At 66.0% G+C, this 23,039-nt stretch carries 26 protein-coding genes; 18 read left to right on the top strand and 8 right to left on the bottom strand.

Going from position 1 to position 23,039, the window contains the following annotated elements; genetic code table 11:
• Positions 1 to 32 precede the first annotated feature (32 nt).
• From HPY67_05415 to HPY67_05480, 14 genes are all read left to right on the top strand, one after another.
• A complete protein-coding gene (locus tag HPY67_05415; protein NPV04155.1) occupies positions 33 to 1,376 on the top strand; it encodes an exodeoxyribonuclease VII large subunit in 1,344 nt (447 codons plus the stop codon).
• 4 nt (positions 1,377 to 1,380) lie between these two features.
• Positions 1,381 to 1,620, top strand: a complete 240-nt coding sequence (locus HPY67_05420) for an exodeoxyribonuclease VII small subunit (GenBank protein ID NPV04156.1) — start codon at positions 1,381 to 1,383, stop codon at positions 1,618 to 1,620.
• 4 nt (positions 1,621 to 1,624) lie between these two features.
• Entirely contained in the window at positions 1,625 to 2,515 is an 891-nt protein-coding gene (locus HPY67_05425) for a polyprenyl synthetase family protein (protein NPV04157.1), read from the top strand.
• Positions 2,516 to 2,592: 77 nt separating this feature from the next.
• Positions 2,593 to 4,494 (top strand): 1-deoxy-D-xylulose-5-phosphate synthase, encoded by a 1,902-nt coding sequence (locus tag HPY67_05430; protein NPV04158.1) that lies wholly within the window; start codon positions 2,593 to 2,595, stop codon positions 4,492 to 4,494.
• 67 nt (positions 4,495 to 4,561) lie between these two features.
• On the top strand, positions 4,562 to 5,308 hold the full coding sequence (locus HPY67_05435; GenBank protein ID NPV04159.1) for a TlyA family RNA methyltransferase: 747 nt from the start codon (positions 4,562 to 4,564) through the stop codon (positions 5,306 to 5,308).
• Positions 5,309 to 5,409: 101 nt separating this feature from the next.
• Complete coding sequence (gene ispH, locus HPY67_05440) at positions 5,410 to 7,167, top strand: 4-hydroxy-3-methylbut-2-enyl diphosphate reductase (protein NPV04160.1); 1,758 nt, start codon at positions 5,410 to 5,412, stop codon at positions 7,165 to 7,167.
• Positions 7,168 to 7,181: 14 nt separating this feature from the next.
• Positions 7,182 to 7,778, top strand: a complete 597-nt coding sequence (locus HPY67_05445; GenBank protein ID NPV04161.1) for a hypothetical protein — start codon at positions 7,182 to 7,184, stop codon at positions 7,776 to 7,778.
• Between the two features lie 168 nt (positions 7,779 to 7,946).
• Positions 7,947 to 8,168 carry a NifU family protein gene (locus HPY67_05450; GenBank protein NPV04162.1) on the top strand — a complete coding sequence of 74 codons (222 nt, stop codon included), beginning with the start codon at positions 7,947 to 7,949 and terminating at the stop codon, positions 8,166 to 8,168.
• A 53-nt stretch (positions 8,169 to 8,221) separates the two neighbouring features.
• Entirely contained in the window at positions 8,222 to 8,401 is a 180-nt protein-coding gene (locus HPY67_05455) for a 4Fe-4S binding protein (protein NPV04163.1), read from the top strand.
• A gap of 122 nt (positions 8,402 to 8,523) precedes the next feature.
• The gene (locus HPY67_05460) at positions 8,524 to 9,168 is read left to right on the top strand and encodes a dTMP kinase (protein NPV04164.1); all 645 of its coding nucleotides are present in this window, start codon (positions 8,524 to 8,526) and stop codon (positions 9,166 to 9,168) included.
• 3 nt (positions 9,169 to 9,171) lie between these two features.
• Positions 9,172 to 10,203 (top strand): DNA polymerase III subunit delta', encoded by a 1,032-nt coding sequence (gene holB, locus HPY67_05465; protein NPV04165.1) that lies wholly within the window; start codon positions 9,172 to 9,174, stop codon positions 10,201 to 10,203.
• Between the two features lie 7 nt (positions 10,204 to 10,210).
• The gene (locus HPY67_05470; GenBank protein ID NPV04166.1) at positions 10,211 to 11,083 is read left to right on the top strand and encodes a stage 0 sporulation family protein; all 873 of its coding nucleotides are present in this window, start codon (positions 10,211 to 10,213) and stop codon (positions 11,081 to 11,083) included.
• A complete protein-coding gene (gene metG, locus HPY67_05475; GenBank protein ID NPV04167.1) occupies positions 11,022 to 13,073 on the top strand; it encodes a methionine--tRNA ligase in 2,052 nt (683 codons plus the stop codon). The genes HPY67_05470 and metG overlap by 62 nt, the downstream gene beginning before the upstream one ends.
• A 159-nt stretch (positions 13,074 to 13,232) precedes the next feature.
• Positions 13,233 to 13,643 (top strand): pyridoxamine 5'-phosphate oxidase family protein, encoded by a 411-nt coding sequence (locus HPY67_05480; GenBank protein NPV04168.1) that lies wholly within the window; start codon positions 13,233 to 13,235, stop codon positions 13,641 to 13,643.
• 115 nt (positions 13,644 to 13,758) lie between these two features.
• Here HPY67_05480 and HPY67_05485 read toward each other — a convergent pair whose 3' ends face one another.
• From HPY67_05485 to HPY67_05495, 3 genes are read right to left on the bottom strand one after another with little or no spacing between them, the layout of a single operon-like run.
• Complete coding sequence (locus tag HPY67_05485) at positions 13,759 to 14,007, bottom strand: hypothetical protein (GenBank protein ID NPV04169.1); 249 nt, start codon at positions 14,005 to 14,007, stop codon at positions 13,759 to 13,761.
• 44 nt (positions 14,008 to 14,051) lie between these two features.
• Complete coding sequence (locus HPY67_05490; GenBank protein NPV04170.1) at positions 14,052 to 14,312, bottom strand: type II toxin-antitoxin system RelE/ParE family toxin; 261 nt, start codon at positions 14,310 to 14,312, stop codon at positions 14,052 to 14,054.
• Positions 14,302 to 14,520, bottom strand: coding sequence for a ribbon-helix-helix protein, CopG family (locus HPY67_05495; protein NPV04171.1), 219 nt, complete (start codon positions 14,518 to 14,520; stop codon positions 14,302 to 14,304). Before HPY67_05495 ends, HPY67_05490 begins: the two co-directional genes overlap by 11 nt.
• Positions 14,521 to 14,721: 201 nt before the next feature.
• On the opposite strand from HPY67_05495, the gene HPY67_05500 reads away from it, so the two are divergent.
• From HPY67_05500 to HPY67_05510, 3 genes are all read left to right on the top strand, one after another.
• The gene (locus tag HPY67_05500) at positions 14,722 to 15,327 is read left to right on the top strand and encodes a hypothetical protein (protein ID NPV04172.1); all 606 of its coding nucleotides are present in this window, start codon (positions 14,722 to 14,724) and stop codon (positions 15,325 to 15,327) included.
• A gap of 68 nt (positions 15,328 to 15,395) precedes the next feature.
• The gene (locus tag HPY67_05505; protein ID NPV04173.1) at positions 15,396 to 15,647 is read left to right on the top strand and encodes a hypothetical protein; all 252 of its coding nucleotides are present in this window, start codon (positions 15,396 to 15,398) and stop codon (positions 15,645 to 15,647) included.
• Between the two features lie 299 nt (positions 15,648 to 15,946).
• Positions 15,947 to 16,126 carry a hypothetical protein gene (locus tag HPY67_05510; protein NPV04174.1) on the top strand — a complete coding sequence of 60 codons (180 nt, stop codon included), beginning with the start codon at positions 15,947 to 15,949 and terminating at the stop codon, positions 16,124 to 16,126.
• 95 nt (positions 16,127 to 16,221) lie between these two features.
• Here the strand turns inward: HPY67_05510 and HPY67_05515 are convergent, their stop codons facing one another.
• Positions 16,222 to 17,667 (bottom strand): aldolase, encoded by a 1,446-nt coding sequence (locus tag HPY67_05515; protein ID NPV04175.1) that lies wholly within the window; start codon positions 17,665 to 17,667, stop codon positions 16,222 to 16,224.
• A 22-nt stretch (positions 17,668 to 17,689) separates the two neighbouring features.
• Positions 17,690 to 18,637: a fructose-1,6-bisphosphatase gene (locus tag HPY67_05520; GenBank protein ID NPV04176.1), complete on the bottom strand. Its 948-nt coding sequence runs from the start codon at positions 18,635 to 18,637 to the stop codon at positions 17,690 to 17,692.
• A 134-nt stretch (positions 18,638 to 18,771) separates the two neighbouring features.
• On the opposite strand from HPY67_05520, the gene HPY67_05525 reads away from it, so the two are divergent.
• The gene (locus HPY67_05525; GenBank protein ID NPV04177.1) at positions 18,772 to 19,122 is read left to right on the top strand and encodes a DUF3024 domain-containing protein; all 351 of its coding nucleotides are present in this window, start codon (positions 18,772 to 18,774) and stop codon (positions 19,120 to 19,122) included.
• A gap of 35 nt (positions 19,123 to 19,157) precedes the next feature.
• Here the strand turns inward: HPY67_05525 and HPY67_05530 are convergent, their stop codons facing one another.
• The 3 genes from HPY67_05530 to HPY67_05540 all read right to left on the bottom strand — a co-directional run bounded on the left by HPY67_05530 (position 19,158) and on the right by HPY67_05540 (position 22,809).
• Entirely contained in the window at positions 19,158 to 19,946 is a 789-nt protein-coding gene (locus HPY67_05530; GenBank protein NPV04178.1) for a glucose 1-dehydrogenase, read from the bottom strand.
• A 197-nt stretch (positions 19,947 to 20,143) separates the two neighbouring features.
• Positions 20,144 to 20,542 (bottom strand): hypothetical protein, encoded by a 399-nt coding sequence (locus HPY67_05535; protein ID NPV04179.1) that lies wholly within the window; start codon positions 20,540 to 20,542, stop codon positions 20,144 to 20,146.
• 23 nt (positions 20,543 to 20,565) lie between these two features.
• A complete protein-coding gene (locus HPY67_05540) occupies positions 20,566 to 22,809 on the bottom strand; it encodes a DUF3141 domain-containing protein (protein NPV04180.1) in 2,244 nt (747 codons plus the stop codon).
• Between the last annotated feature and the right edge of the window lie 230 nt (positions 22,810 to 23,039).

The raw sequence follows: 23,039 nt of genomic DNA on the forward strand, positions 1-23,039 counted from the left end.
ATGTCGTGACACTTGTCAGCTACTCCCTGTGCATGGATCTCTTTTCAGGCCGCGAGGTTCTCACCGTCTCGGAACTCACCCGCCAGATCCAGGACGTCCTGGAGGCCGCCTTCGATCATCTCTGGGTCGAGGGCGAGGTTTCCAACCTCCGCCGGCCCGCATCGGGTCATCTCTACTTCACCCTCAAGGATGAAGAAAGCCAAGTCCGGGCGGTGCTCTTCCGGCCCGCCGCCCGGGCGCTCAAGTTCGACCTCGAAGACGGGATGCACATCGTCTGCCGGGCCCGGATGAACGTCTACAGGCCCCGCGGCGAGTACCAGCTCATCCTCGATTATGCCGAACCCCGCGGAGTGGGGGCCCTGCAGATCGCCTTCGAGCAGCTCAAGGCGAAGCTGCAGGCCGAGGGCCTCTTCGACCCTGTCCACAAGAAGCCGCTGCCGTTTCTGCCCTCCCGGATCGCGGTCGTCACCTCGCCCTCGGGCGCCGTGATCCGCGACATCCTGAACATCACGAAGCGCCGCTTTCCCTCGGTGGACATCCTCGTCGCCCCCGTGCGCGTCCAGGGCGCCGAGGCGCCCGCGGAGATCGTCGAGGCCCTGCGCCTCCTGAACGAGACCCCCGGCGTCGACGTGATCATCGTGGCCAGGGGCGGAGGGTCACTCGAGGACCTCATGGCCTTCAACGACGAGGGGGTGGCCCGGGCCATCTTCGCCTCCCGCGTGCCCGTCGTCTCCGCCGTGGGTCACGAGATCGACTTCACCATCGCCGATTTCGTCGCCGACGTGAGGGCGCCCACCCCCTCGGCGGCCGCCGAACTCGTCGTGCCCCGGCGCGCCGACCTCGTCCAGCAGCTCCGGACTCTGGAATCCCGTGCCGCCCGTGCCGCCGAGCGGTTCCTGAAGCTCCGGCGGGAGCGGCTGGAGAGGCTCACCGAGAGGGTCCGCGACCCGCGGCGTCGCCTCGTCGATCTGCGGCTCGCCCTCGACGAGCGGTTCAGCGGCCTGACCGCCTCCCTGGTCCGGCGGGTGCGCACCGACCGGGAGCGGCTTCGTCACCTCGAGACGCACCTGCAGTACCTGAGCCCCGCGGTGAAGGTCGAAACCCTCACCTTTGTGCTTGAAAACCTGCGAAAAAGCATGATAACGGGAAGCTTCCGCCGGCTCGAGGGGCTCCGGTCGAGGCTCGCTGTCCTCACGGCCGTTCTCGACAGCGTGAGCCCTCTTTCCGTCCTGGCCCGGGGGTACGCCATCGCCCGGACGATCCCGGAAGGAAAGATCATCCGGCGTGCACAGGATCTCGCAGCGGGGGACCCCGTTGGCATAAATGTTGCGAAAGGTCGGTTCAATGCCGTCGTCACCACGGTCGAAGAAGAATGAGGGGATGGCGGAGGTCAAGTTCGAGGACGCCCTGGCGAAGCTCGAGGAGATCGTCCGGAAGATGGAGCAGGGCGAGCTGACGCTCGACGAGTCCCTGGCCGCCTTCGAGGAGGGGATCCGCCTCTCCAGGCTCTGCGCAGCGAAACTCGACGAGGCCGAACGAAGGATCGAGATCCTTCTGAAGAAGGAGGGCGGGACGGAGGTCAAGCCCTTCGACCTCGGACCGGAAGGAGATGATCAGTAACCCCATATCCCTGGACGAGTACCTCGAGTCACGGAAGACCCTCGTCGATCAGGCTCTCGAGCTCTACCTCCCCGCCGAGTCGACCGAGCCCTCCGTGATCTTCAGGTCCGCCCGCTACAGTGTTTTCGCCGGGGGGAAGCGCCTTCGCCCGATCCTCTGCATCGCAGCCGCCGAGGCCGTCGGCGGCCCGATCGACGCCGTCATGCCTGCGGCCTGCGCGCTCGAGCTCATCCACACCTATTCCCTCATCCACGACGATCTCCCGGCCATGGACAACGACGACACCCGGCGCGGCAAGCCGACGAGCCACAAGGTCTTCGGCGAGGCCGTCGCCATCCTGGCAGGCGATGCCCTGCTCACGGACGCCTTCCGCATCATCGCCGGGCAGACCCCCCTCGGGGTCGTGAAACCCGAGACGCTGCTGCAGGTGATCCAGGAGATCGCCATCGCGGCGGGCTGGTTCGGCATGGTGGGCGGCCAGGTGGTGGACATCGAATCGGAGGGCAAGGTACCCGAGGAGAAGACCCTCAACTTCATCCACACGCGCAAGACGGGCGCCCTGATCACGGTCTCGCTCCGGGCCGGGGCCCTGCTCGGCGGGGCGGACGCCGACGCCCTCGACGCGCTGACCGAATACGGGCGCCACGTGGGGCTTGCGTTCCAGATCGCCGATGATATCTTAAACGTCGAGGGCGATGCGAAGGCCCTGGGCAAGGGGACCGGGAGCGACCGCTCCCGGGGGAAGCTCACCTACCCGGCGCTGGTCGGTCTCGAGGCCTCGAGGCGGGTCGCCGCGGAACTCGTGGAAAAGGCCCTCGGGGACCTGAGCGCCATGGACGAACGGGCCGAGCCGCTGAGGGGAATCGCGCGGTTCATCGTGGAACGAAAGACATGATGCCCCCTTCCCCCCTTTCCGGGAGCGGGTGACGGGGCATCCAGGCTCGCAGGCACGGAGGACGGATCAGACCAGGCATGCTCGAAACCATCAATTCGCCGGCCGACATCAAGCGGCTCAGCCAGGCTGAGCTCGAGCTCCTCGCGGAAGAGATCCGCAAGGTGATCATCGAGACCTGCTCCCGCAACGGCGGTCACCTCGCCCCGTCGCTGGGCACCGTGGAGCTCACCCTCGCCCTGCACTACGTCTTCGACGCCCCCCGCGACAAGATCGTCTGGGACGTGGGCCACCAGGCCTACGCCCACAAGCTCATCACGGGCCGGCGCGAGCGGTTCCACACGCTGCGCCAGCGGGGAGGGGTCTGCGGCTTCCCCCGCCGCGAGGAGAGCCCCTACGACGTCTTCAGCGTGGGCCACAGCAGCACCTCGATCTCCGCGTCGGCGGGAATCGCCGAGGCGCGCTGCCTCAACGGCGAGAACTACAAGGTCGTCGCCGTGATCGGCGACGGGTCCATGACGGCGGGCATGGCCTTCGAGGGCCTCAACTGGGCCGGCGACCGCAAGAAGGACCTCATCATCATCCTCAACGACAACGAGATGTCGATCTCGCCCAACGTGGGCGCCCTGTCGGCCTACCTCAACCAGATCATGACGGGCCGCAGGGTCACCCGCCTGCGCAACGAGGTCAAGCAGTTTCTCCGGAGCATCCCCAACGTGGGCGAGCAGATGGTCAAGCTCTCGCGCCAGGCCGAGGAGGCCCTCAAGAGCTTCCTGACCCCCGGGGCCCTTTTCGAGGAGCTGGGCTTCGAGTACGTGGGGCCCCTGGAGGGCCACCGCCTCGACCACCTCATCCCGATGCTGCGCAACGTCAAGGAACACAACCGGCCCGTGCTGGTCCACGTGCTGACGAAGAAGGGGAAGGGGTACCCCTTTGCCGAGCTCGAGCCCACGAAGTTCCACGGGATCGGCCCCTTCAACCCCCGCACGGGGGACCTGGCCGCCGATACGGGCGGGATCCCCAGCTACACGGAGGTCTTCGGCCGGACGATGATCAAGCTGGCCCGGGAAAACCCGAAGATCGTGGCCATCACGGCGGCGATGTGCAGCGGGACGGGGCTCGACGCCTACGCAAAGGAGTTCCCCGAGCGCTTCTTCGACGTGGGGATCGCCGAGCAGCACGGGGTGACCTTTGCCGCGGGGATGGCGACGGAGGGGATCATCCCCGTCGTGGCCATCTACTCCACCTTCATGCAGAGGGCCTACGACCAGGTCCTCCACGACGTCTGCCTCCAGAGGCTCCCCGTGGTTCTCGCCATGGACCGCGGCGGCATCGCCGGAGACGACGGCGCGACCCATAACGGCGTCTTCGACTTCTCCTACCTGCGGGCCATCCCGAACATCGTCGTCATGGCGCCCAAGGACGAAAACGAGCTGCAGCACATGCTCAAGACGGCCGTGGAGTGCGGCGGCCCCGCCTCGGTGCGGTACCCCCGCGGCAAGGGGCTTGGCGTGGCGCTCGACGAGACGCCGAAACCCCTCGAGATCGGCAGGGCCGAGATCCTCATGGAGGGCACCGACCTGGCCGTCTTCGCCATCGGCTACGCGGTGCAGCCGTCCCTGGACGCCGCGAGGCGCCTGCGCGAGGAGGGGATCGAGGCCACCGTCGTCAACTGCCGGTTCGTCAAGCCCCTGGACGAGGAGCTCCTCGCCCGCGTGGCGTCCGTGACGGGCAAGGTCCTCACCGTCGAGGAGAACGTCCTCGCGGGGGGCTTCGGCAGCGCCGTGCTCGAGATGTTCGAGGCCAGGGGCCTCACGGGCATCGCGGTCAAGCGCCTGGGCATCCCCGACGAGTTCGTCGAGCACGCCACCCAGGCGGAGATGCGGCGCAAATACGGCATCGACGCGCAGGGGATCCTCGAGGCCGCGCGAAAGCTCGCGGGGCCGGCAAAGCCGGTGCTGCGGGAAGTGTCGGCGAAGTAAAGACGATCGCGGGAACGACGAATCCCGGGATGTACCTGCCGGCCGTTTGCCCGCGGCCTGCCATCCGATGAAAGAAAAATCCCCCAGAACCAGGCTCGACACGCTTCTCGTGAACCGGGGCCTCGCCGCGTCCCGGGAGCGGGCGCGGGCCCTCATCCTGGCCGGGGCGGTGCTCGTGAACGACGAGCCCGTCGACAAGGCGGGGGCGCTCGTCGCCGAGGGCGCGGCCATCCGGCTCCGCGGCGGGGATCACCCGTACGTGAGCCGCGGCGGCGTGAAGCTCAAGGGGGCCCTGGATGCCTTCGGGATCCGGGTCTCCGGGCTGACGGCGCTCGACGTGGGCGCCTCGACGGGGGGCTTCACGGACTGCCTGCTGCAGGAGGGGGCGCGTAAGGTCTACGCCGTCGACGTGGGCTACGGGCAGATCGCCTGGAAGCTGCGCAACGACCCGCGGGTGGTGCTCTTCGAGCGGAGCAACATCCGGCACTTCCAGGGCGTGGGCATCGAGGAGGCCGTCGACATCGCGACGATCGACACCTCCTTCATCTCGCTGCGGCATGTCGTCCCGGCGACGCTGCGGTTCGTGCGGGAGGGCGGCACGCTGCTGGCCCTCGTCAAGCCGCAGTTCGAGGCGGGCCGGGGCGAGGTGGGCAAGAAGGGGGTCGTCCGCGACCCGGCGGTCCATGCCAGGGTGGTGGAGGGGCTCGTGGCGTTTTTCGAGGAGCAGGGCCTTTCGGTCAGGGGGACGTGCGAGTCGCCGCTCACCGGACCCGAGGGAAACCGCGAGTTCTTCATTTACGCGATCAAGGAATAGAAGGTAAGAGGGTGAGAGGGTAAGAAGGTGAGACAAAGATCTGTAACCGGTTCCTTCCAAACCCTGGGCCCTGAACCCTTGACCCTGTACCGTGTCTTTTCATGATCAAGCGCTTCGTCAAGAACATCGAGATCCGGCTGGCCGAGACGGCGGGCTTCTGCATGGGCGTGCGCAGGGCCGTCGACATGGTCCTCGACCTGGCACAGCACAAGGGAGACAGGAAGATATATTCCTACGGGCCTCTCATCCACAACCCCCAGACCGTCGAGCTGCTGCGAAGACGCGGCATCATCCCCGCGCAGGACCTCGACGAGATCGAGGAGGGGGCGACCGTCATCATCCGGGCCCACGGCATCTCGCCCCGGGAGCGGGAGATGCTGAAGAAAAAGGGGGTCATGATCGTCGACGCCACCTGCCCGAAGGTGGGCCGCGTGCAGTCGGTGATCAAGAAGCACGCCGCGCAGGGCTACCGGATCGTCATCGCGGGCGACGCCGAGCACCCCGAGGTCAACGGCCTGCTGGGGTACGCCGGGGGGCGCGGCATGGTCGTCAGCAGCCTCGAGGACGCCAGGCGCCTTCCGCCCATGGACAAGGTCTGCATCGTGGCCCAGACGACGCAGAGCGCGGACGATTACCGGGACATCGTCGCGGAGATCCGGGGGCGCGTCCCCGAGACGGTCGTCTTCGACACGATCTGCGACTCCACGGAAAAACGCCAGGCCGAGATCAAGGAGCTCGCCTGCTCGATGGACGCCGTCGTCATCGTCGGCGGGCGCAACAGCGGCAACACCCGGCGCCTCGTGCAGATCTCCGAGTCCATGGGCACCCCCACGTTCCACATCGAGACGGCCGAGGAGATCCGCAACATCCCTCTCGGCCGGTACAACCGCATCGGGATCTCCGCCGGGGCCTCGACGCCGAACTGGATCATCGAGCGGGCCGTCGACGCGGTTCAGAACGCGCGGCTGGGGGCCGACGCGCGGGGATGGTTCGTCAACCTCTGGCTTGCCTCCGTGCGCGTCGACGTCTACTCCGCGATCGGCGCCGCCTGCCTGGCCCTCGCGGCCCAGTATCTCCAGGGGGTCTCCTTCAGCATCCTGCAGCTCCTCATGGCGGCCTTCTACGTGTTCTCCGTCCACACCCTCAACCGCTTCGTCGACCGGGAGGTCAGCGGCCTGCGGGGGACGTTCCGGGAGGAGTCCTACGCCCGCAACGCCCGGCTCTACGTCGTCCTGGCCTTCACGGGCATGCTGCTGTCCCTGGGCCTTGCCTACGTGATCGGGCTCGTGCCCTACCTGCTGCTGGCCCTGATCTCCCTCTTCGGCGCCCTGTACAACCTGCGCGTCTTCCCGAAGGGGTGGCGGTTCCGCAGGCTCCGCGACCTGCCGGGAACGAAGAACCTGTTCATGGCCGCCGCCTGGGCACTCGTCATCGCCGTCGTCCCCTACGTGGGCTCGCCGATCGAGATCTCGGCGGACATGGTCGTGGCCGCCCTGTTCGTCTTCGCGATCGTCTTCGTCCGGTCGTCCCTGTCTGACCTCATCGAGATCCAGAGCGACCGCCTGCTGGGCCGCGAAACCATCCCCGTCGTGATCGGCGAGGAGCGCACCCGCCAGCTTCTCAAGGGGATCTCCCTGTCCCTGGCCTGCCTGCTCGTCCTTTCCTATCCCCTCAAGTGGACGACATCGCTCAGTTTCATGCTGCTCCCCTGCGTATTTTACATGTGGATTTGTTTCAATCTTTGTGATAGAAAAACGGCGCTTTCCGCGGCCGCGATCAACGGACTGCTGGAAACCAACTATGTTCTCGCGGGGTTATGCACGGCGGGCTGGCTCGTTGCCCAGCGGCTGCTCGCGTGAGGACGGGAGGACCCTTGCGAAGGAATTCCGCAGCGGCCCTGGCTGCCGCAGCGATGCTCGCCGCCTGGCTCGTCGCCGGATGCGAGGGCCTGCGTTTCGTCCAGACGGCCGAGGAGGCGAAGGACTTCCACCCCAAGACGATCGGGGTGCTGCCCGCCGACGTGGGGATCTACAGGGACGCGCAGGGCAAGATCGACGGCATCATCGCCGAGGTCCTCGTCGGGACGAAGTGGTTCACCCGGGTGGTCGGCGGCGAGGAGATCCGCAGGCGGATCGAGGCGAACGAGGATCTCCGGAAGTCCGTCGATCTCTATCTCGCGAAGCTTCGGGAGCTGAACTTCTCGGACCCCGATCTCTGCAAGGTGATCGCCGAGCTCTGCGGGATCGAGGCCGTCCTCATCCCCACCGTCGATGTGTGGGAGTACACGATGCTCGGCGGCGACAAGGTCGCCCGGGTGGGCATCTCCATGCGGCTCGTCGACACGGGGACGGGCAAGACCATGTGGAGGGCCGGCCACCAGGTCACCGAGGAGTACCGGTTCCTGAAGCCGGACCTCGCCGGCATGGGCCGGTCCATGGTGCGGAAAATGATCGACCGGATGCCGCATTGATGGAATGAGCCTCAGGCCGCAGGCGCCGGGAAGGACCTTGTTTTCGGCAAGTTCATCATTACATGGATGGTCAACCGGAGCGCGGAGCATCCGCCGAAGAGGGGCATGCGGTTTTCCCATGACCCGATGCCTGATGCCCGGTGCCTGATGCCTCAACGGAGTGTCACGATGAAAGAAAAAGTCCAGGCGGCCCTTGACCAGGTCCGGCCCAACCTCCAGCGCGACGGGGGGGACGTGGAGCTGGTGGACGTGACCGAGGACGGGGTCGTGAAGGTGAAGCTCACCGGCCGCTGCCGCGGCTGCCCCATGTCCCAGATGACCCTGAAGATGGGGATCGAGCGCTTTTTGAAGACGAACGTCCCGGACGTGAAGGCCGTCGAGTCCGTTTAGAGCGGCGACCCGTGACCCGGCAAGCGAATATTCACACGAAGGAGTTTCTGGAAATGGCCTACGTCATCAGCGATGAGTGCATCGCCTGCGGGAGCTGCGAGGAAGAGTGTCCCGTCGAGGCAATCAGCGAGGGCGACGAGAAGTACGTCATCGACCCCAACCTCTGCACCAACTGCGGGGCCTGTGCGGATGTCTGCCCCGTCGAGGCAATCAGCCCCGGTGACGAGGAGTAGGTTCGCCGCCGTGGCCGCATGAAACGAGGGGAAGGGCGCCCGCCTTCCCTCTTTTCTTTTTTGCCCGGAAACCCGGCGGAGAGCGAAAACCCGGTTCGTACCGGCAGGGATGCCGATCGGTCATGGCAGGACGGTTCATCACCTTTGAGGGCGTCGAAGGGTCCGGCAAGTCCACCCAGCTCCGACTCGCGGCGGAGTTCCTGCGGGCCCGGGGCCTTGCGGTCGTCGTGACGCAGGAGCCGGGCGGCACACCGCTGGGGGAGCGTATCCGGGAGATCCTGCTCAACCGCGGCGGCTTCGACATCTCGGGCGAGGCCGAGGTCTTTCTGTTTGCCGCGGCCCGGGCCCAGCACGCCGGCACCGTGATCCGCCCCGCCCTCGAAGCGGGGAAGATCGTCCTGTGCGACCGCTTTTCCGACGCCACGATCGCCTACCAGGCCTACGGGCGGGGTCTTCCCCCGGAGACCGTCGGGGAGATCTGCCGGCTGGCCTCCGGGGGCCTCACGCCCCACCTCACCCTGCTGTTCGACCTTCCCGTCGAGGAGGGCCTCGAGAGGGCCTTCCGGCGCATCGCCGGCCGCGGGGGCGGTCCCCGCGAGGACCGCTTCGAGCGGGAGAGCCTCGATTTTCACCGCCGCATCCGGGAGGGCTATCTCGCCATCGCCCGTCAGGAGCCGGGCCGGGTGAGGGTCATCGACGCCTCGAGGGGCATCGAGCCCACCCGGCAGGACGTCCGGGGCATTCTCTCTGCGTTCCTGGAGGGTTGAGCCATGTCCCTGTCGGGAGTCTACGGTCAGGAAGGGCCCGTTGCCGTCCTCAAGAACGCCCTCGAGAAAAACCGAGTTCCCCACGCGCTTCTCTTCTGCGGGGCCGAGGGGGTCGGCAAGCGGACGGCCGCCCTCGCCTTTGCCGCGGCGATCAACTGCGAAAAGGGCACAGCGGATGCCTGCGACGCCTGCGCCTCCTGCCGCAAGATAGCCCGGGGCAGCCACCCCGACGTGATCCGGATCGAGCCCGAGGGGCAGTTCATCAAGGTGGCCGACATCAAGGAGCTGCAGGAGCGGATTCGCTTCCGGCCCCTCGAGGGGGCCCGGCGCGTCGTGATCATCGACGAGGCCGAGCGCATGAACCTCACGTCGGCCAATTCGCTGCTGAAGACCCTCGAGGAGCCGTCGGCCGCGAACGTCTTCATCCTCGTCTCGTCGCGCCCGCACCTGCTGCCGGTGACCATCCTGTCGAGGTGCCACTGGCTCCGCTTCAACCCCCTGCCGCAGGACGTCATCGCCGCCTTCCTCGAAACGGAGCGGCGTCTTGCGCCGGCCGAGGCGCGCGTCCTGGCCTCGTCTGCCGGCGGGAGCCTCGGCCGGGCCCTCGACCTGCACCGGGCCGACTACATCGCCCTGCGGGACGGCATCCTGGACCGGCTCGCGAAGGGGAGGCTCGACCCGATGGGCTGCCTTGCCCTGGCGGGGCGCCTCGCCGGGGAGAAAGAAAACATCCTCGAGGCCCTCGAAATCCTGAAGGCGTGGTACCGGGACATTCTCGTGTTCAAGGAAACGGGCCGTCCCGAGGCGCTGATCCACCGTGACCGCGCCGAGGACATCGGCCGCCTGGCCGCCGCCCTCAGCCGCAAGTCCCTGCTGGACGCCATGCGGGCGATCCGCAGGGCCGCCGAGGCCGTCGAGCGCAACGCGAATAAAGCATTGACTTTGGAATCGATGGTCTTTACATTGTTTGCCGACAAGGCCCATTTTGTTGAGGATTCCCGCCGCAGCCCCCGGGCTGAGGGGCCGGGAAGGTGAACCCGACGTGAGACACATCGTAGGCGTCCGGGCGGAGAAGGAAGGGCGGGTGCTCAACTTCCAGACCCCGGACGGGACCCTGAAGAAGAACGACGCCGTCATCGTCAACGCGGAAAACGGGCTGTGCGTCGGTGTCGTGGCGACGGACAGCAAGGCCGTCCCCCTGCACCTGCTGCCGACGGACATCCGGAGCATCGTCCGCAAGTGCACCGACGAGGATCTCCGCGTGCTCGAGCAGAACCGGAAGCTCGAGCGCGACGCGCGGGACTTCTGCTTCCGCCGCATCCGCGAGCGGGGCCTCCCGATGAAGCTCATCGGCGTGGAGTGCCTGTTCGACCGCAGCAAGCTCATCTTCTTCTTCACCGCCGAGAACCGCGTCGACTTCCGCGAGCTCGTGAAGGACCTCGTCCACAGGTTCAAGACGCGGATCGAGCTGCGGCAGGTCGGGGCCCGCAACGAGTCCCGGATTTTCGGCGGCCTCGGGGTCTGCGGCCAGAAGATCTGCTGCACCAGTTTCCTCTACAACCTCGACCGCGTGTCCGTGAAGATGGCCAAGGAGCAGAACATGCCGCTCAACCCGGAGAAGATATCGGGGTTGTGCGGCCGCTTGATGTGCTGCCTGGCCTTCGAGTACGACTCGTACCTGGACATGAAGCGCGGGATGCCGAAGTGCGGCAAGCGGGTCGCGATCGCCCAGGGGGGATCGGGCAAGGTGATCCGCCAGAACATCCTCAAGGGCACCCTGGCCGTCTACACCGAGGAGGGCAAGGAGGTCGAGGTCGAGATCAAGGACCTCCGGGAAGCCCAGCCCCTGCCGGCTGCGCCGGCCGAGGGGCCGCCGCCCAGGGGACCGAAAAACGGGGGCAGGAGACAGCGCTGAGACCCCTCGCCTCGATCCGCCGCCCCCGCCGGGGCGCGTCCCGCCGACATCCCGACAACACGATCCCGCATTCCACAAAGGAGGCACCGTGAACGCCCAGAAGGTTTTCTACGTCACGACACCGATCTACTACGTCAACGCCTCGCCCCACATCGGCCACGCCTACACGACGATCGTGGCCGACGTCATGGCCCGCTTCTACCGGATGTCGGGCTACGACGTCTTCTTCCTGACGGGCACGGACGAGCACGGCGACAAGATCGCCGAGGCGGCGCGCAAGAACAACGAGTCGCCCAAGGCCTTCACGGACCGCATCAGCGCCCAGTTCCGCGCCCTCTGGCCCCAGCTGGCCATCACCAACGACTACTTCATCCGCACGACCGACGAAAACCACGTCCGCACGGTCCAGTACATCCTGCAGAAGGTCTACGACGCGGGCGACATCTACTTCGGCGAGTACGGCGGCCACTACTGCGTGGGCTGCGAGCGCTTCTACACGGAGACGGAGCTGGTCGACGGCAAGTGCCCCGACCACCAGACGGTCCCCGAGTTCCGCAAGGAGAGCAACTACTTCTTCCGGATGAGCAAGTACCAGCAGTGGCTCATCCGGTACATCCACGACAACCCCGACTTCATCCGGCCCGAGCGGTACCGCAACGAGGTCCTGGCCTTCCTGCAGCAGCCGCTGGAGGACCTCTGCATCTCGCGGCCCAAGACGCGGCTGACCTGGGGCATCGAGATCCCCTGGGACAAGAACTACGTCACCTACGTCTGGTTCGACGCGCTCATCAACTACGTCACGGGCATCGGCTACCCCGACGGCAAGGACTTCCAGAAGTACTGGGCCGCAAGCGAGCACCTCATCGCCAAGGACATCGTCAAGCCGCACGGCATCTACTGGCCCACGATGCTCAAGTCCGCCGGGATCGGGCCCTACAAGAACCTCAACGTGCACGGCTACTGGAACGTGGACCAGAGCAAGATGTCCAAGAGCCTGGGCAACGTGGTCCGCCCCCTCGATCTCAAGGACAAGTACGGCCTCGACGCCTTCCGCTACTTCCTGCTGCGCGACATGGTCTTCGGGCTCGACTCGAGCTTCAGCGAGGAGGCCCTCGTCCAGCGGATCAATTCCGATCTGGCCAACGACCTGGGCAACCTCGTGAGCCGCGTCGTCGCGATGGACGTGAAGTACTTCAAGGGAAAGGTCCCGGCCCCGGGCGCCGCCGAGGAGGCGGACCGCAGGCTCACCGAGGCGGCGGCCAAGACGCTGGCCGAGGTCGAGCAGTTCTTCCGGGAGCTCGCCTTCCACAAGGTGCTCATCTCGATCTGGGAGTTCATCAACGTCGCCAACAAGTACATCGTGGAAAACGAGCCCTGGGTGCTCGCCAAGGACCCGGCGAAGAGCGGCCGTCTCGGTACGGTCATCTACAACCTGCTGGAGTCCCTGCGGCTGACGGCCTACTTCATCTACCCCTTCATGCCCGACGCGGCGCGCAGGATCCTCGACCAGATCGGCCTCGCGGACGTCAAAGAGTTCCGCCTCGACGCGATCCGCAGCTGGGGCGGCCTCGAGCCGGGACGTGCCGTGACGCGCGGCGAGGCCCTCTTCCCGCGGGTGGAGTACAGGAAGGAGGAAGAGGCGCCGGCGAAGAAATTCGAAATGCTCCCCGAGATCACCTGGGACGACTTCGGCAAGGTCGACCTGCGGGTGGCGAAGGTCCTCGAGGCCGAGGCCGTGCCCAAGTCCTCGAAGCTCATGAAGCTCAAGATCGACTGCGGCGAGGTCCGGACCATCGTGGCGGGCATCCTGCAGGACTACAGGCCCGAGGAGATGGTCGGCCGCTCGATCCTCGTCGTCGTGAACCTCAAGCCCACGAAGCTCATGGGCGTCGAGAGCCGCGGGATGCTGCTGGCCACCGACGCCGCGCAGGGCGGCCTGGCCCTCGTCGGGTTCGACAAGGACGTGGCGCCGGGGGCGAAGGTGCGGTAGGGGCGCCGGGCAAATAACCGTTGACACGGGACCGCGGTCCCCTATAATCGGTGCATCGCGGAAACGCCTCGGTGAGCGGATCTGCCGCGAGGAGTCCCCGTCGGCGTCAACCCCGGGTCCGAAGGCCCGCACTCAAACAGATGGAGGGAGGAATTGCGAATGAAGCTAGCGAACTACTTCGACAAGGTGAAGGGGATCAGCATCCTGTCCACGGCCGACTCCAAGGGGAACGTCAACGCATCGGCGATCTCGAAGCCCTTCGTGGTCGATGAGGACACGGTGGCCTTCGTCATGACGGGCAACCTGACGCACAAGAACCTGCAGTCCAATCCCAAGGCGGCGTATTTCTTCCTCGAGCAGGGCGAGAAGTACGACGGCGTGCGCCTCCACCTCACGAAGGTCAGGGAGTCACGCGACATGGCGGTGATCGAGGAGATCCGCAAGAAGCGCTATCCCATCTTCAGCATCAAGTACAGCCAGGAGTCCAAGTACGCCGTCTTCTTCAAGATCGACAAGGTGCTGCCCCTCGTGGCCCCGGGCGTTCTCAAGCGCGGCGTCACTCAGCAGTAGGCCGCACGCAACGGAGACATGCCGCAGGCGGGGGCCGGTTCGCTGCCGGCCCCCGCAGTGCGTCTGTCCGCCGGGAGAGACCCGGGCGGGCCGGACCCGGCAATGAATCCGCGTCTCACAGACCCCTTTTCGACACGAGCCTGACGGCGATCCAGGGAAGCAGGAAGAGCAGGACGGCCGCGATCTTGGTGCAGGCCATGCCCGCGTAGTGGATCGCATCGAAGGTCTGCCTCGGGACCTGGAACCAGATCGAGTGGACCCGGTACACCCAGTCGCCCGCAAAGACGAACGTCACGAACCAGGCCGTCAGCAGCGCCACCCCGCCCAGAAAACACCGGATGAGAACCCCCGCGATGACATCCAGGTTCTTCTGAAGATCCATCAGCTGGCCCCTCCTGATGGCTCCCTTCACAGGTCTTTCCTGTAGACTTCTTTCCGGTGCCCGATCCGGAGAACAAGCACATCGTTGCCCAGAATGGCGTAGATCACCCGGTAGTCCCCGATGCGAAATTTCCGCAGGCCCGCGAACGGTCCTTTCAAAACAGGGTACGAGTCGGCCTTTTCGGAAAGTTCTTCCTCGATCCGGTCGAGAACTCGCCGGGCTTCCGCCTTGGGCAGCTTCTTCAGGTCCCTCTCGACCGATTTCTTGTACCCGATGTTATAGGCCAAGAGACTTCCTCAGCGACTTTCCGGAAACGACGGGGTCGGACCTGTCATGAAGCCTATCCAGGGCCACCTGGAGATCGGCGTAATCCTCGATGTAGGCCTCCAGGGCCTTCTGGATGATGAAGGAGCGGGGCCGCTGCGTGTCCCGAGCGATGCTGTCCAGCTGGTCCGCGATCTCCTTGGGAAGCCTGACGGATATGGCCGTGTTCATACGAAACCTCACGATGCTATTGTATTACGAAAATGACATATGGATGCGTACGTTGTCAAGACGAATCTCCGAGGAGAGGCGGTTGACTCAGCCGGCGCTTTCATTTACAGTGGGCTGCCGCTCGGCGAAGAAAAAGTCCTGCCCCTCGGCAGGCTGCGGGGGCGGCGCAGGCAATCGTTTTCAAGCTCAGGGGAGGGTACGATGATGAGATCCGGTTTCTTCTGCATTCTTGCGGCCATGATGATCCTGGTCTTCCCGGTTGCGGCGCAGGCGATGGAGACCCGCGAGTTCGAGGTGGTCAGCCACGACCAGGGCAGCGTCTCCGTCACGATGGGCAAGTACGACTTCTGCGCGCTCACGGCCGTGCTCTCGGGGGGCTTCAACAGCATGTGCGTGATCCAGAAGCAGGGAGAGAACTGGGTCCTCACGGCCATCGATCCCCCCAAGCCCGATCCCTGGACCGGCGAGTCCCAGCTCTGCCGGGCGACCTGCTTCACCATGAAGGGGACGCCGCCCCCACCACCGCCGACGGCCGGGTTGCGCTACATCGGCTGCTTCAAGGACACCTGGACCAGGGACCTGTCCGTGTTCATGACCAGCAACCCGGGGATGACGACCGAGAAGTGCGTGAGCCTCTGCCGGGAGAAGGGGACCGCCTACGCTGCCACGCAGTACGGCCAGCAGTGCTTCTGCGGCAACACCTACGGCAAGTACGGCCCGGCGACGAACTGCGACATGAAGTGCGCCGGCAACCCCGCCGAGATCTGCGGCGGCAACTTTGCCAACAGCGTCTACAGCATCAAGTAAACTGCAAGCTCTTGTACGGTCCAATTGTTGCAGTATCCCCCGGTCACACCGTACGGAGGAAACTGGCCATGTTTTCATTTCGCCGCCTGCTTGCCGCTGCGATGACGACGGCCCTGATCCTCGGCTGCGGCTCCGGCAGCCCCGCCCCGAAGGCGAGGGATGCCGCCCCGGGCCGCGCAGAGACGAAGGCCGTCGAGGCCGCATCGGCCGTCGGCTACAGCGGGAGCCAGATGCGAAAAAAGATTGACAAGACGCTCGATCAGGCCGAAGAGCGTGCACGGCAGGTCGAGAAAGGCGCAGAAAGCGCCGCCGCGAAATGAGACAGCCTCGTCCAATGCCCCGACAGCCGAATGCCCGTAGGCAAGGACCCTTCTTCAGTTCCACCGAAAAGAGCCGATAGGTGTTCTGTCCGCCCCGGCGGGGAAGCCGCCGGGGCATCGGAGCGTTTCAGGAGCCGGCCATGGGAATCGAAGACAGCGCGACCCGCTCCCCAGGGGAAGTCCCCGCCGCTTTGCCTGCACACCCTCGCGGCGCTCAGTTGCCGCCCCGTGGGACAGCGCGTGACGGCATGTCAGATGGAGCCGAGGCCCATGGGAGGGGCAGCGGCGATGTCCGCCGCATGCCGGACGGTGTGCGCGAGATGTACGCTGTGGCGATGCAGTGCATCCGGAGCGGCCCGGGGCACTCGACCCGCCCGAGGCCCATGGCCCCGCAGGGTTCCTCCTCCCGCGGGCTCATGCTGGGCGGCCTCCTGCTGTGCCTGTTCGTCAGCCTGCTCCTGCTGCTCCTGCCCCGCTGATGGGCGCGCCCTAAAAAAGGCCCGCGATGCAGATCGCAGGCCTTTTCTCTCTTCGTTTCCGGGCCCTGAGCCCCGGCCCTGTCCGCGCGCAGCGCCTACTCCCCCTCGTCGAAGGCCTCGGCCTTTTTCTCGCCCTTCACGGGCCCCTTGCCCGTGAGGCTCGCCGGGGCGGGGACGGGCACGTCGACGGGCTTGATGTACTTTGCCGTCACGTCCCGCGTGCGGAGGACGGCGAGCTTGTCGAAGAGGAAGAAGAACTTGTCCTCCAGCTCCTTCCCGATCCCCCGCAGGACATCGGGCGGGAGGTTCCACATGTCCTTTTTAAACGGGCCGAACCCCTTCTTGCGCGTCTTGTAGATGAACTGCTCGTCCGTGTCCTTGGCGCCCTTCTCGGCGGCCAGCTCCTTCCGGATGTACTCGTAGATCCTCTCCCGGAGCTGGGCCGGGAAATATGCGCTGTCGTAGATCATGTTCTGGAAGGCCGTGGCCAGGTGCACCTCGGCCGTGCCGCGCTTCGGGAAGTGGTCGAAGGCTTCGTCGGGCAGGGTCGACGCCCCGTGCTGGACGGCGCCCGCCATGCCGAACTCCTTCCGTGCGGCTTCGGAGAGGGTCTGCAGGGTGTCGAAGTCGAGCTTCACCTTGGCGATGCTGCCGTCGGGCAGCACGACGCCGCCGTGGGAGGTCCCCGTCTGGACGCTGATCTTGCTGATCCCCTTGAGCCCCTGGCCGTGCTTCTCGAGCTCCCTGCGGTATCCGCCCATGAAGGCGCGCAGCTCCCCGACGGTGCTGTTCTTGCTGCCCACCTCGCCGATCTCCCCCCCGACGGAGACCTCAACGCCCCGGGGCTGAATCCGGCGGATGAAGGCCGTGATGTCGGCGGCGATCGTGTAGTTGCTGCGCTGCTGCTCCTCCTCGGTGGGCTTGCTGAGGTCCACGACGGTGGAGGAGTCGATGTCGATGTTGTAGAAGCCCGCCTCGATCGCCTCGCGGACGAGGTCCTTCACGGCGTCGATTTCCTTCTGGGGATCGGCCGCGAATTTCTTCGCGCCGATCTGGAAGTGGTCGCCCTGCAAAAACAGGGGCCCCCGCCAGCCCGTCTTGATGGCCGCCGCCGTGACGGCGCAGCCGTACTCGTCGGGGCGCTGCTCCGTGTAGCCGATCTCGGAGCGGGCGATCTCGAAGATGATGGGGCCCACCGACCCCTTGATCCCGGCGCGGAAGACGGCCTGCGCCGTCTCGTAGGTGAGCCCCCGGATGTTGATGGCCGGCACGGTGAACCCCGTCACCTCGCCCCGTCCCATGGCCTCGTAGAGCGACTGGATGGAGGAGGGCAGCACGCCGAGGGTGACGCCGGCCCGGCGGATGAGCCAGCGGGCGGCCTGCCTGACGCCCGCGTCGCCCGACAGCACGGCGGAGTAGACGAGGTGATCGACGAGCGAGCCGCGCAGCTTGTTCTCGTCGAGGACCCGGACGTTGTCCCCCTCGATCCTGAGAGTCCCCTCGACGGCCTTCTTCAGCTGATCGACGCTGCTAAAGATCATGCTTCCCCCTGTGTCTGGTCGTTCAGGCCATGAACTCCCGCGCCTTCTCCACCTCGTAGCGGCTCCCGATGTAGATCGGGGAGCGGTGGTTGAGGCTCTCGGGCTTGATGGCCAGGATGTCCTGCTTGCCGTCGGTGGCCATGCCCCCGGCCTGCTCGGTCAGGAAGGCCATGGGCTGGAGCTCGAAGATCAGGCGGAGCTTCCCCTTGGGGTCCTTCTTCGTCCCGGGGTACGTGAAAACGCCGCCCCGCTTGATGAGCACCTGGTTGATGTCGGGGACGAACCCGCCGCTGTAGCGCAGCTTGTATCCCTCGCTCTCGAGAGCCTCGACGTACTTCAGGTGCTCCGGCAGCCAGTCCTTGCGCAGGCCGCCCAGGCTGTAGATCGAGCCCTTCTCGTCGAAGGTGATGTTCTCCTCGGACAGGACGTATTCGCCTTCCCGGTTCAGCACGAACTCGTGGGTGCCCTTGCCGGCCGAGTAGACCATCGTGATGAGGGGCCCGTAGGTGATGTACATGGCCCCGACCATCGTTATGCGGCCCTCGGCGGCCAGCGGCGAGTCCCGGTGGATGCCGATGATCGTGCCGATCGCGAGGTTCGTGTCCACGAGAGACGATCCGTCGAGGGGGTCCGCCGTGACGTAGTACTTGCTGGAGGGGGCCTCGAAGGACACGATGCGGTCCAGCTCCTCGGAGCAGTAGGCCTTCACGAACCCCGAGTACTGGAGCTGGTTCTGGAGGATGATGTCCGCGCTCTTGTCGAGGGCCAGCTGCTCGTCGCCGTGGATGTTGCGCAGGCCCGCGAACTTGCGGTTCGACTCGTGGATCTTGGCCGAGATGTACTTGCCCGTGATGGCGATCTGCCAGATGAGCCGCCGCAGGTCCAGCTCGACGCCCGCCATCCACATGTGGCGGCGCAGATCGACGATGAACTTCGTGTAGTCCGATATGTTTCTCGTGTTGTTCTCCATCATCCCGTCCCCTCGTTCAAACTCTCAGGATGTTTAACAATTCGCCGCCTTTTTGACAAGGAATTTCTGCCGCGGGGGCCCCCGTTCCGGCCCCGGCGGATTTGTGATATGAACGGGGCAGGAGGCAGGACATCATGGCCCTTTCGGAGTTCACCCTCAGGCTGGTCGAGAAGAAGCTCCGCGAGTACTGCGCGGGGCGCATCCACGAGGCGCTGGGTCACCGCCTGCGTCTGGGCTGGGTCATCGAGGGGGACTGCGTGACGCTCTTCGAGGAGCGCCGCAGCCTCCTGGACTCCGGGAAGTGGGTCCGCCTGGACATGGCTCGGTTCCGGTTCGACCCGCGGACCGGCAAGTGGACGCTCTACTACAGCGACGCCGAGTCGGCGTGGCACGCCTACTACCTCAGGCCCAGGGCGAATTTCGAGATGCTCCTGCGGGAAGTCGACGAAGACCCGGTGCGCGTCTTCTGGTGGGGCCGGGGCTAGCCGCACGGCCCTGCCGCGCATCTCCCCGGTGCGGGTCACCTCGCCAGGAACCCCCCGTCGACGACCAGGACGTGCCCCGTCATGTACGCCGAGGCATCCGATGCCAGAAACACGGCGACCCCCTTCATGTCGTCCACGTCCCCGAAGCGGCGCATGGGGACGAGTTCCATGGCCCTCGCGTAGGACTCCTTGAAGTCGGGCGTCTCGATGTAGGCCATCATGTCGGTGCGGAAAAAGCCCGGCGCGATGGCGTTCACCCGGATCTTGTGCGGGGCGAGCTTCACGGCGAGGTTCATCGTGAGGGCGTTGACGGCTGCCTTCGTGGAGTTGTAGGGGACGGCGGGGTGCAGGGACTCGTCGGAGCCCCGGAAGCCCATGATCGAGGAGATGTTGATGATGTTGCCTCCCCCCTGGGCCTTCATGACCCCCGCCACCTTCTGCGTCAGGATCCAGACGCCGCGGACGTTGACGCTGAACACCTGGTCCCAGCGCTCCAGGGGGAATTGCAGCGTCGGGGCGCCCCACGTGGCCCCCGCGTTGTTCACCAGGATGTCGATGCGGCCGAAGCGGTCGAGGGCGGCCTTGACGAGGGCGTCGAGGTCCTCTTCGCGGGCCACGTCGCAGGCCACGGGCAGGACCTCCGCGCCGCACGACTGACGGATGTCGGCCGCCGCGGCCTCCAGGTTTTTCATCTTGCGCGAGGCGATGACGAGGTTCGCCCCCGCCTCGGCCAGCCCCGTGGCGATGAACCTGCCGATTCCCCGGCCCCCGCCCGTGACCAGGGCCGTCTTGCCGTCGAGCCTGAACAGATCCGCTGTCTTCATGTCTCTCCTTTCGTCCCGCGGAACAGGAATTCCGGGGTGATGGAGCATTGGACGGATGGATACGGACAATGCCCGTGATCCCGACCATCCGTTCATGCCACAAATGGACGTCTGTGGCAAGGGCGGGCGGCAGAGAAAAGGCGCAGCATGGCTTGCTGCGCCTTCATCGCCTGGGGGAGCCGGGGCGTCCCCCGCGCTCATTTCTTTTTCAGAGCCTTGAGGACCTTCTTGTCGTCGGCCGTCTTGAACACGACGGTCATCTTGCTCCCCGAGGGGCTGCCGTAGACGTACTGGATGTCCACGAGGGCATCGGAGGCCCTCTTGGCCACCTTCTGCAGCTGCCCGGGCCTGTTGGGCAGCTCCACGGCGATGATCTCCTCCACCTTGACCTCGGCGCCCATCTGGGTGAGGATCTTCTTTGCCTTGGCGTTGTTGTCCGTCACGATCATGAAGACGCCCTCCGGGCCGCGGCCGTAGGCGCAGAGGGCCTCGATGTTGATCTTCCCGTTTGCCAGGAACGTGGTGACCTCCGAAAGCAGGCCCACCCGGTTGGGCACGACGAACGTCAGCTGCTTGAGCTTCATGACCTTGAACATCCCTGAGCCCTCCTTTTTTTTCACTACATACGTTCCCCGCTCCGGAATTTCAAGAGTTTATTCTCCGCCGGCTCCTCGTGACCGATCCCGAGGCCGCGGGCGATCCTCGCGAGCATGGCCTTCTCCGGCTCCCGGTACGAGCCGTCGGCCAGGGCGATGCGCCGGGCCAGGGCCAGGGCCTCGTCGCGGTCGTGCTCGCCGGGGATGAGCCCGGAGAGGGCCCCGAGCGCCCGGTCCTCGTCGGCCGCCAGGATGCAGTACTGCTCCTTCACCATGCGGCGGAAGTCGGACGGCCGGATCTTCCGGAGGACCTTGTGGGTCTTGGCGATCTCCTCGGCGACGGCGTAGTGCCGGCGGCCGATGACGCCGCCCGCCCGCGCCATGGCAATCATGGCCCGGACGAGGCCCTCGGCGAGGCCTCCCTTTGCTGCGCCGTCGATCCATCTCTGCCGCAGCCAGGACTCATAGCCCTCCCAGGACATCTCGGCCTCTTTCTCGCGGGTGAGGGCCTCGAGCGTGCCCGCGGCGATCGAGGAGTACTGAAGGGCCTCGTGGCCGTAGACCGCGCGGAACAAGGCCTCCTGGCCGCGGTCGCGGCAGTCGCGGTAGAAGTCGAGCCAGTCCTCGATGAAGGATGAAAGCGTCTTCTCCATGGCCGAGAAGGCGTTGCCCTCCCGCGCCGGCCGGCGGAAGGCGCGGACCTGCGCCGCCGCCGCGCCGAGGTGGCGCAGCGCCGGGTTCATGTCCGAGATCGCGTAGCGCTGCACCCGCAGGGGGTGGAGCCAGCGCATCATCTCCGCCGAGAGCTCCGTCGTGCAGGCCTTCACCCAGGGGCTCAGGAAGGTCCTGTACATCCGGTCGTTGAATTCCGAGACCTGCGCCACGATGCTGAAGTCCTCCTCCGTCTCCGGGGGATCGCCGAGGGCGGTGATGTCCTCCAGGGTCCGCTCCTCGAAGCGCGTCGTGAAGTCGCCCTTCGCGACGTCCCCCTCGATGACCATCTCGTAGAGCCCCGGCGGGAGGAAGTCGATCATCTCGGAGCTGCGGATGATCTCCTTGTGCTCCTTCTTCGCCACGCTGGCCGCGACGAAGATGCCCAGGTGGCCGATGTCCTCGTGGATGATGTAGACGATCACCTGGCCGAGCCCCCGGATCTCGTCGATAGAGCGGTACACCCGCGGGATCCACGAGAGGGCCTGCTGCGGCGGGGTGATGTTGTCGCCCTTCGAGGCGAAGACCAGGATGGGGCTCTGGATGTTCTTGAGGCTCAGGGGCTCGCCCTCGTGGAGCTCGAGCTTGCCCTGCTCGAGCTTGTTGCCCACGAAGAGGTTGCTCACGATGAAGTGGATCTCCTCGGCGTTCATCATGTAGAAGCCGCCCCACCACTTCTCGAAATTCAGGAAGCGCTGCTCCTCCGTGTCGATCTCGGAGTAGACCTTATAGTTCTTCGTCCAGTACGTGTTGGCCGGGTTGAGCGACTCGAAGTTCCAGACGAGGTTCGCCCCGTCGAACTTGCCGTTGCCCAGGTCGCACAGCAGCGAGGTGAGCCACACGCCGCCCAGCATGCCCCCCTTGTAGCGCATGGGGTTGACGCCCGAAACACCCGCCCAGTAGGACATGGGGGCCCCGTTGAGGATGAGCGGCCCCGCGATGTCGGGCCGGTCGGCGCACAGCAGGGCCGAGGCCCAGCCCGCCTGGCAGTTGCCCATGATGGCGGGGTTGCCCGCCTCGGGGTGCCTGCGGCAGACCTCCTCGATGAAGCGCTCCTCGGCCTCGACCACGTGCTTGAGCGTCTGGCCGGGCATCGGCTCCGTGTAGAACAGGATGAAGTAGACCGGGTGGCCGTGGTCGAGGGCCATGCCGATCTCGGAGTCGCGCTTCGAGCCCCCGATGCCGGGGCCGTGGCCCGCCCGGGGGTCGATGATCACGATGGGCCGCTTGGGCGTCTCGGGCGCCTTGCGGCGGTCGCCCTTCCGGCGCTCGGCCCCTTCCGGGCAGCCCCTGTTCTCGCTGCGGCGGTCCACGATGCGGACGAGGGCGAAGTTCACGGGCTTCTCGAACGTGCGGCCGTCGAGGATCATCTCGTAGTGGAAGGTGAGCACCGGCGGCTGGCCGTTGCGCAGGTGCTCGATGTAGTTGTTGCCGCGCTTGCGCAGGACGTCCCAGAAGAGGATCTGGCGCTGCGCCGTGTCAAGGGTGTATTCCCAGGCGTCGAAGAGCCACTTCGGCGCCGCAACGGTCGGGTTGAACGGGTTCCAGGTCAGCATGGCGATAACTCCTTGTTTTTTGGCGATAAATCCTACGGGTATTCTGCAAGTTCCGGACCAGGCGCGCGGTAGCGCCCTCATCCAGATAACTTTTGCATTCCGGGGGGAAAAGTGGCAGAGAGTTTGGGGAGAGAATGCGGCCTGTCGGGGCTGCGGGCATAGGTGCAACGGATGCACCGGGTGTCCCATGGCGGCCCCGCGCCGAGAGGTCCAAAGGACCGGGGAGGTGG

Source organism: Syntrophaceae bacterium, assembly GCA_013177795.1.
In the GTDB taxonomy this organism is placed as follows: domain Bacteria; phylum Desulfobacterota; class Syntrophia; order Syntrophales; family UBA2192; genus UBA2192.